The 9,589-nt window shown below is 63.6% G+C and carries 5 protein-coding genes; 3 read left to right on the top strand and 2 right to left on the bottom strand.

The features are described 5' to 3' along the window. Positions 1–139: 139 nt before the first annotated feature. Together GOEFS_RS16900 and gltB are read right to left on the bottom strand one after the other, a co-directional pair. A complete protein-coding gene (locus tag GOEFS_RS16900; RefSeq protein WP_007319158.1) occupies positions 140–1,591 on the bottom strand; it encodes a glutamate synthase subunit beta in 1,452 nt (483 codons plus the stop codon). After that, on the bottom strand, positions 1,584–6,164 hold the full coding sequence (gltB, locus tag GOEFS_RS16895) for a glutamate synthase large subunit (protein ID WP_007319157.1): 4,581 nt from the start codon (positions 6,162–6,164) through the stop codon (positions 1,584–1,586). The genes GOEFS_RS16900 and gltB overlap by 8 nt, the downstream gene beginning before the upstream one ends. A 395-nt stretch (positions 6,165–6,559) precedes the next feature. Here gltB and GOEFS_RS16885 point away from each other — a divergent pair, with 395 nt between their 5' ends. The 3 genes from GOEFS_RS16885 to GOEFS_RS16875 are packed head-to-tail and all read left to right on the top strand — an operon-like array spanning position 6,560 to position 9,407. Then, entirely contained in the window at positions 6,560–7,645 is a 1,086-nt protein-coding gene (locus GOEFS_RS16885) for an alpha/beta hydrolase (protein WP_245549882.1), read from the top strand. A 56-nt stretch (positions 7,646–7,701) separates the two neighbouring features. Then, the gene (locus GOEFS_RS16880) at positions 7,702–8,463 is read left to right on the top strand and encodes an isocitrate lyase/PEP mutase family protein (protein WP_007319154.1); all 762 of its coding nucleotides are present in this window, start codon (positions 7,702–7,704) and stop codon (positions 8,461–8,463) included. A 17-nt stretch (positions 8,464–8,480) separates the two neighbouring features. Beyond that, entirely contained in the window at positions 8,481–9,407 is a 927-nt protein-coding gene (locus GOEFS_RS16875; RefSeq protein WP_007319153.1) for a DUF389 domain-containing protein, read from the top strand. Positions 9,408–9,589: the final 182 nt, after the last annotated feature.

The following is a 9,589-nucleotide window of genomic DNA, read 5'->3' as shown; positions in this document are numbered from 1 at the left end:
GTGTCGGCATTCCGGTTCTCCGGCGCCGCGCTTGCCCCACTACTGTGGCTACCCATCTACCACGCCAGTGCGACAACAGCTTTCATCGTCGCCGGTAGCTCGGTGTTGATGGCGATACCGGCGTTGGGGATGTTACGAGCTAGCGCTGCGCCACCTGAGTCGGCACGATCGGAGCAGGAAGATCTGACGCACCCGTCAGGAACGCGTCGGCAGCGGCAGCAGCCGAACGACCTTCGGCAATCGCCCACACGATGAGGGACTGGCCACGGCCGGCGTCACCCGCGACGAACACGCCGGGAACTGTCGACTCGAACTTGTCATCACGCTTGACGTTGCCGCGCGCGTCGTATTCGACACCCAGCTTGTCGAGGAGGTCTTCCCGCTCGGGTCCAACGAAGCCCATCGCGAAGAGCACCAGGTCGGCCTCGAGTTCGAAGTCACTGCCTTCGACCTTCTCGAACCGGCCGTCTTTCATCACGACCTCGTAGGCCTTGAGGCCGGTCACCTTGCCGTTCTCGCCGACGAACTCCTCGGTACTCACCGAGAACACGCGGTCGCCGCCCTCTTCATGCGCCGACGACACACGGTACATCAGCGGATAAGTCGGCCAGGGAGTCGACTCGGCACGCTCTGACGGCGGCTTCGGCATGATCTCGAACTGGTGCACGATCTCCGCGCCCTGACGCAGCGAGGTGCCAAGGCAGTCAGCGCCGGTGTCGCCGCCACCGATGATGACGACTTTCTTACCCTTGGCGGTGATCTGGTTGGGAACCTCGTCACCGTGCTGGATTCGGTTGGCCTGCGGCAGGAATTCCATCGCCTGATGGATGCCGTCGAGCTCGCGGCCGGCGATCGGCAGATCACGGCCGATGGTGGAGCCGTTGGCTAGGATCACCGCGTCGTAGTCGCCGCGCAACTGCTCGACGGTCACGTCGACGCCGACGTTCACGCCCGCACGGAAGACGGTGCCTTCGGCCTCCATCTGCTCCAGCCGGCGGTCGATGAAGTGCTTCTCCATCTTGAACTCGGGGATGCCGTACCGCATGAGGCCACCGATGCGGTCGGCCCGCTCGAAGACGGTGACGTCGTGCCCCGCGCGCGTAAGTTGCTGCGCCGCAGCCAGACCCGCGGGTCCCGAGCCGACAACCGCCACCTTCTTGCCAGTCTTCTCCGCGGCCGGAACTGGCGTGACCCAATTGCTGGAGTACGCGTTCTCGATGAGTTCGACCTCGACCTGCTTGATCGTCACCGGCGGCTGGTTGATACCCAGCACACATGACGACTCACAGGGAGCCGGGCACAACCGACCGGTGAACTCCGGGAAGTTGTTTGTCGCGTGCAGCCGGTCGATGCCATCACTCCAGCGATCCCGGTACACCAGGTCGTTCCACTCGGGAATCAGGTTTCCGAGCGGACAGCCGTTGTGGCAGAAAGGAATACCGCAATCCATGCATCGACTGGCCTGCGTCTTGAGGGTGGACTTGTCGAAGTCGGTGTAGACCTCTTTCCAGTCCATCAAGCGCAGATCGACGGGACGACGATCCGGTGTCTCGCGGTCGGTGTGCTTGAGGAATCCACGTGGATCAGCCATTGTTTGCAGCCTCCATGATCGCGTCGTTGACATCGCGGCCGCTGCGCTCAGCTGCCTCGATCGCCAGAAGTACTCGCTTGTAGTCCCGCGGCATCACCTTGCGGAACGCCGCCTTCGTATTCTCGAAATCAGCGAGAATCGCTGCGGCGACCGGGGATTCGGTTTCGTTCCGGTGCTGGCCGATGATGTTCTCCAGGAACTCGACATCGTCGGCCTCTAACTCCTCGACATCGACCAATTCCCGATTCAGGTTGTCCGGCAGGGCATTTTGCGGGTCGTAGACATACGCGACACCGCCAGACATGCCGGCCGCGAAGTTACGTCCCGTCGCACCGAGCACCACTACCCGACCACCGGTCATGTACTCGCAACCGTGATCGCCAACGCCTTCGACGACGGCGGTCACACCGGAGTTACGGACGCAGAATCGTTCGCCGACGACGCCGCGCAGGAAGATATGTCCCGCGGTGGCACCGAAGCCGATGACGTTGCCGGCGATGATGTTGTCCTCCGCGACGAAGCCGTCAGCGGTATGCGATGCCGGCCGAACCACGATGCGGCCACCGGAGAGTCCCTTGCCGACGAAGTCGTTGGCGTCACCCTCCAACCGCAGCGTGATGCCCTTGGGCACGAACGCACCGAAGCTGTTTCCAGCCGAACCGGTGAAGTCGATTCGGATGGATCCGTCCGGAAGTCCCTGCGCACCATAGGCTTTGGTCACCTCGTGACCCAGCATGGTTCCGACGGTCCGGTTGACGTTGGTGATCTTCGACGTGAAGGAGATCGGCGTCTGCGTGTCGATCGCCTCACGTGCCTGCGCGATCAACTGATTGTCGAGCGCCTTGTCCAGACCATGATCCTGAGAACCCGAGCAATACAGGTCCTGGTTCATGAACGGCGAGTCGGGGAACGCCAGAATCGGCGACAGGTCGAGTTTGCCCGCCTTCGACGAATTCCAGTGCGTCAGCGCCTTTTTGGTGTCCAGCGCCTCAACCTGGCCGACCGCGTCCTGTAGCGTGCGGAAGCCCAATCGGGCCAGCAATTCGCGAACTTCCTCAGCGATGAACATGAAGAAGTTCTCGACGAACTCCGGCTTGCCCGCGAAACGCTCACGCAGCAGCGGGTTTTGGGTCGCCACACCCACCGGGCAGGTGTCGAGGTGACACACGCGCATCATGATGCAGCCCGACACCACCAGCGGTGCGGTGGCGAAGCCAAACTCCTCACCACCAAGCAGTGCGGCGATGACGACGTCGCGACCGGTCTTGAGCTGACCGTCTACCTGAACAACGATTCGATCGCGAAGACCGTTGAGCAGCAACGTTTGCTGCGTCTCGGCGAGACCGAGTTCCCAGGGCGCGCCAGCGTGCTTGAGCGACGTCAGCGGCGTCGCGCCGGTGCCACCGTCGTGGCCGGAGATCAGCACCACGTCGGCGTGTGCCTTCGACACACCCGCGGCGACGGTGCCCACGCCGACCTCGGAGACCAGCTTCACGTGAACGCGGGCCTTCGGATTGGCATTCTTCAGGTCGTGGATCAGCTGTGCCAGATCCTCGATCGAATAGATGTCGTGATGCGGCGGCGGCGAGATCAGGCCAACACCCGGCGTCGAACCGCGGACCTCGGCGACCCAGGGGTAGACCTTGTGCGGCGGAAGTTGGCCGCCCTCACCGGGTTTCGCGCCCTGCGCCATCTTGATCTGAATGTCGGTGCAGTTGGACAGGTAGTGCGACGTAACGCCGAACCGGCCCGAAGCCACCTGCTTGATCGCGCTGCGACGCCAGTCACCGTTCTCGTCGTGATGGAACCGGCGTGGATCTTCGCCGCCCTCACCGGAATTCGAGCGACCACCGAGACGGTTCATCGCAATGGCCAGCGTCTCGTGGGCTTCGGCGGAGATGGAGCCGTAACTCATCGCACCGGTGGAGAATCGCTTGACGATCTCGCTGGCCGGCTCGACCTTGTCGATCGGAATCGGGTCACGATCACCGAAGTTGAAGTCGAATAGGCCACGAAGTGACGCCATCCGGGCCGACTGATCGTCGACCAGCTTGGTGTACTCCTTGAAAATCGAGTACTGGCCGGTGCGGGTCGCGTGCTGCAGCTTGAAGACGGTATCGGGGTTGAATAGGTGGTACTCGCCCTCACGGCGCCACTGGTATTCACCGCCGACCTCAAGTTCGCGATACGCGCGTTCGGTAGGTCGATCACTGAACGCCAAGTGGTGGCGGGCAGCAACGTCGGCGGCGATCTCATCGAGCCCGATACCACCCAGGTGGCTACGCAGGCCGGAGAAGAATTCGTCGACGATCTCCTGCGACAGCCCGATGACCTGGAACAGTTGCGCACCGGTATACGAGGCGACGGTCGAGATGCCCATCTTGCTCATTACCTTCAGGACACCCTTGCCGGCTGCCTTGACGTAATTCGCACGTGCCTTCTCGAAGTCCAGATCCAGCGCATCGCGTTCGACCATGTCCTCGATGGACTCGAAGGCCATGTAGGGGTTGATCGCGGCAGCGCCGAATCCCACCAGGGTGGCCATGTGATGCACCTCGCGAGCATCACCGCTTTCCACGACGAGCGAGACGTGGCGACGAGTCTTCTCGCGCACCAGGTGATGGTGCACCGCGGCGGTCAGCAACAGCGACGGAATGGGGGCCAGAGTCTCGTCGGACTCTCGGTCGGACAGCACGATGATGCGCGCACCGTCAGCGATGGCTGCCGATACTTCCGAGCGCACCGCGTCAAGCGAATTACGAAGTCCCGCACCACCTTCGGCGACCGGGTAGAGGCCCCGAACGATGACGGGCCGGAATTCCGGGTACTTGTCGACGTCGATCTCAACCAGCCGGGCCAGGTCGTCGTTGCCGATGATCGGCGAGGCACCGACGATCTGACGGCACGAATCGGCCTGCGGATTGAGCAGATCATGTTCTGCGCCAAGGCGAATGCCGAGGCTGGTGACAACCTCTTCGCGGATGGCGTCGAGTGGCGGGTTGGTCACCTGCGCGAACATCTGCTGGAAGTAGTCGAACAGCATGCGCGGACGAGCCGACAGAACCGCGATCGGCGTGTCGGTACCCATCGACCCGATCGCCTCGGCACCGGTTCGGGCCATCGGCGTCACGAGCAGACTGAGGTCTTCGGTGGTATAGCCGAAAACCTGCTGGCGCAACGCGACTCGGTCGTGGGGCATATGACGGTGCGGCGGCGACGGCAGATCTGCGAGGCCGATCTGGTGTTCGGCGAGCCACTGCTCGTAGGGATGTTCGGCGGCGAGCTCGTCTTTGATCTCGACGTCGTCGACGATACGTCCCTGCTTGGTGTCGACCAGGAACATCTTGCCCGGCTGCAGACGCAACTTCTGCACGACGTCGGCATGGTCGATGTCGAGGACACCGACCTCCGAGCCGAGTACCACCAGACCGTCCTTGGTGACCCAGATACGCGACGGTCGCAGGCCATTGCGGTCGAGCACCGCGCCGATCACGTCACCGTCGGTAAAGCAGACCGACGCCGGGCCGTCCCAGGCCTCCATCAGCGCGGAGTGGTACTCGTAGAACGCGCGGTGTTCAGGCTTCATCGACTCATGACGTTCCCAGGCCTCTGGGATCATCATCAACACGGCATGCGGCAATGGCCGGCCGGCAAGATGCAGCAGTTCCAGGGTCTCGTCGAAACGCGCGGTGTCCGACGCACCCGGCGTGACGATCGGGAACAGTTTCTCGCCCGCACTCTCACCGAAGACCGAGAGATCCATCAGCGCCTCACGAGCGCGCATCCAGTTCTCGTTGCCGTTGACGGTGTTGATCTCGCCGTTGTGCGCAACCCGACGATACGGGTGGGCCAGCGGCCAACTCGGGAAGGTATTGGTGGAAAAGCGCGAATGCACAAGGCCGAGGGCGCTCTGCACGCGATCGTCCTGAAGGTCGACGTAGAAGCCGCGCAACTGCGGTGTGGTGAGCATGCCCTTGTAGACAAAGGTCCGGCCGGACAGGCTCGGGAAGTAGACCGTTTCCGATGCTTGCGCGCCCTGGCCCGCTCCCTTGTTGCCCAGTTCGTGCTCGACCCGCTTGCGGATCACGTAGGCGCTGCGCTCCAGCTCGACGCCACTCTCACCGGCGATGAAGACCTGCTTGAAGGTTGGCATCGCGTCGCGCGCCAAAGCTCCCAGCGACGAATCGTCGATCGGCACATCGCGCCAGCCGAGCACCTTGAGTCCTTGGGCCTCGACGATCTTGTCCACCGCGGCGACCGCCTGTCGCGCGTCTTCACTGCCCTGCGGGAGGAAGGCGATGCCGGTGGCGTAGGAGCCTTCGGCGGGCAGGGCGAAGTCAACGACCTCGCGGAAGAAGCGGTCCGGTACCTGAATCAGGATGCCCGCGCCGTCACCGGTGTTCGGCTCGGCACCCGCGGCACCACGGTGTTCGAGGTTGACCAGCGCGGTGATCGCCTTTTCAACGATGTCGCGGCTGCGTCGTCCGTGCATATCCACAACGAACGCGACGCCGCACGCGTCATGCTCGTTTGCCGGGTCATACAGCCCTTGTGGGCCGGGAGCCTGCTTCATAATCGCCCCTACTCTTTGCGCGACACTGCGCTACCAATTAACGACAGAATTGTCCGGACAACCTCGCGCGAACCCACATGCTTCTGGGTGCGCCCGCATCGACGACTGGGCTGCAGTCGTCTCGATGTCGCGGGCGTCGCCCGGGAGTGTGGTGGCGACGTCCGGGTCAGCGTCATTGCTGACCGTTCCGCATCGGATCGCCTCGACGTTGTGGTCAGGTTTCTCGATGCCAACTGCTCACGAGAGCATTGTCATTATTTTCGCACGTCCGGGCTTAACTATCGAAATCAGTTACGAAACTCAATCCACGTCCATGGGCTGACCTGCGGCAACTCCACCGTGTCAGTTCGGCGATTCACCACCTCCCAACGGCTTTGGCATCTTATGGTGTTTTTGTGTCTTCACCCGCCTCGCAGCCAATGCCTGATGAATCGCACCGACCGGTCACGGCTGCCGCCCCGGCCCTCCCACCGCCCCGTCGTTACAACGACTGGCAACGCGCACGTGGATCGCTGCGCTCGCGAGTGCTCAATACATCGATGTCGAAGGTCGCGCCACGGATGATGACCGCGATGGACTTAGGTTCGTCGCCGTTCGCGCCACGGGTCATCACCGCCATGCGCCCGGCACTGAATTCGACTCTGGTCGCGATGAGTCCCGCTCTGCCGGGAACCGTCTCGTGGCCGGTATCTGTCTCAGTGCCCAGAACATCAACCGGGGCGGGCTTCGAGCGCGTGCGCGGCGAGTGGGTGTTCGGGCCGGGCGTCACCCGGCGATCAGACCCAGCCTCCACCCGAATCATCTACTACTTACACGGCAGCGGCTATGTGATCTGTTCCCCTCGGACCCATCGTGGGCTGGTATCTCGTCTATCCCGGCGCACCGCCCGGCCAGTATTCAGCCTCGACTACCGACTTGGCCCGCGCTATCGCCTGCCCGACGGCGGTGATGATGCCATCCGCGGCTACCACTGGCTGCTCGACCTCGGCTATCGGGCGGAGAACATCGTAGTCTCGGGAGACTCCGCGGGCGGACATCTGGCCCTCGACCTCCTTGCCGACAACCATCGCACCGGGACACCACAACCGGGCGGCATGGTCCTGTTCTCCCCATTGGTCGATCCGTCGTTCGCACTCGCGGTGGCCCACGAGGCCACCGGCGTGCGCGACCCGTATATCAACGCGGTGGCTGCCCAGCGCATCTTGACGCTCTACACCCGCGATTCCGGTCTCGACGACCCCCGCGCCACGGTGCCCATCGAGGCGGGAATGTCGTTGCCGCGCACCCTAATTCAATTCGGCGGCCGTGAAGTCATGGGCGATGACGCACGTGAGATGTACCGCCAACTCGTCGCGGCCGGCGGCGAGGCCGAACTGCAGCAGTGGCCCGATCAAGGCCATGTGTTCCAGCTATTCCCGTTCATGACGCCGGAAGCAAAGCGCGCGGTGAGCGAGGCGGCACGGTTCATTCGGGAATTGTAAGGACGTGTTTGCGCAAAAGACTCGACGCCGACGAACGCGTGCGGTAGTCAGGTTGCATGACCTCAACTGAAACGCTCAGCGCCCACGCCGACACCCTCCTCGCTCTTCATCAACCAGGCAATCCCGTTGTCCTGCCAACGGTCTGGGATGCCTGGTCGGCAAAACTCGCCGTCGACGCCGGCTTCGCCGCCCTCACCGTCGGCAGCCATCCAGTCTCCGATTCGGTCGGCAAACCCGACAACGAGGGACTGACCTTCGACGACCTACTGACTCGCGTCGCCCAGATCACCGCGGCCGTCGACGTCCCGATTTCGGTCGACATCGAATCCGGTTACGGCGAAAGCGCCGAGCGTCTTATCGGTGGGCTACTCGCCGCGGGCGCGGTCGGCTTAAATATCGAGGACACCGTACACAGCGAGGGCGGTCGTCTGCGCACATCGACCGAGCACGCCGAACTTGTTGGCGCACTTCGCAAATCCGCCGATGACGCTGGTGTTCACGTGGTGGTCAACGCTCGAACCGACCTTTTTCTGCGTGCCGACGGTGACGAATCCGACCGAGTCGAACGCGTCATCGCCCGCCTGAACGAGGCCGCCGATGCCGGAGCGGATTCGCTCTACCCGGTCGGTCGGCACGATCCTGATACCCAGCGCCGCCTGACCAGCGAGCTACGTCTGCCGGTCAACGCGATCGCGCTGCCGGGCGCCGACGACCCCGCGTCGTTCGGACCGCTCGGCGTCGGACGAATCAGTTTCGGCCCGTTCTTCCAGGCCGCGCTCGCCGAGCACGCCGCAACCCTGCTCGGACGGTGGACGTAGGAGGCACAATAGCCTCCATGCTCAATATCCGGGTGACCACGGATCGCGAAACCGTTACCGCGGCACACGAACTCGTCGCCAACGATCCCACCGTGGCGAATATCGTCAGTCTCACCTCGTCGGGGCCGACCGACATCCTGTTCTTCGACGTCGCGCGGGAGAACGCCAACCCGATCGTCGCGGCGCTGCGCGACCTCGGCATCGAACAGAACGGTTCGATCACGCTCTCTGAGCCGCTGACCACCATCTCGGTGGCCGCCGACCGTGCGGAGGCTCACGCCCCGGGCCATCCCGACGACGCGTTGGTCTGGGAACATATCGAGGAGCAGGCTCGTGGCAACGCCCGCCTCTCGTGGTCTTTCGTCGCATTCCTGGTCTTGGCCACGCTCATTGCCAGCATCGGTCGGTACACCGATCAGCCCATCCTGATTGTCGGCGCGATGGTGGTCGGCCCAGAGTTCGCTCCCATTGCCGCGATCTGCGTCGCGTTGATCCGTCGACGCGGCGCCCCGATCCCGCAAGCGATCGCGACTCTTGCGCTCGGTTTCCTCGTGGCCGGCGGACTCACCTGGCTCCTGTGGGCGCTGGCCGACCTGTCCGGCTGGGTCGACTACACGGCGGCCACCACTGGCGAATCCACTCAGTTCATCGTCTCCCCGGACATCTGGTCATTCATCATCGCATTGCTGGCCGGCAGTGCTGGCGTGTTGTCGCTGACTACGTCGAAATCCGCGGCGTTGGTCGGCGTATTCATTTCTGTCACAACGGTTCCCGCTATCGCGTGTATCGGGCTGACGCTCGCCGTCGGAGCCTGGCATGAAGCGTGGTCGTCCTCCGTCCAGCTTGCCGTCAACCTCGCGGGTCTGCTCATCGCCGGCACCGCCACCCTGGCCATTCAACGCTTCGCCTGGCGGCGGTTCGGTGGGCTAAAGTCGGGCGAGTGAAGGGCGCGTGTCACATCCGACGTCGGGTCACCGGGTCTCGATACACGCGCGTCTCGCTGCGCTCGTCGAGCGCACTCGACCATCGAATTTTCCGCCGGTTGAGTGCCATCCCATCGCGTGCCGAGGTCTCCCAACCGCCGGTCGAGTGCCCGGCGAGGCGTTAGCCGAGCCGGGTGTATCGA

This window comes from Gordonia effusa NBRC 100432, assembly GCF_000241305.1.
Classification (GTDB): domain Bacteria; phylum Actinomycetota; class Actinomycetes; order Mycobacteriales; family Mycobacteriaceae; genus Gordonia; species Gordonia effusa.
The sequence above is the reverse complement of the archived record's forward strand: the minus strand, read 5'-3'. Positions and strand labels throughout refer to the sequence as shown.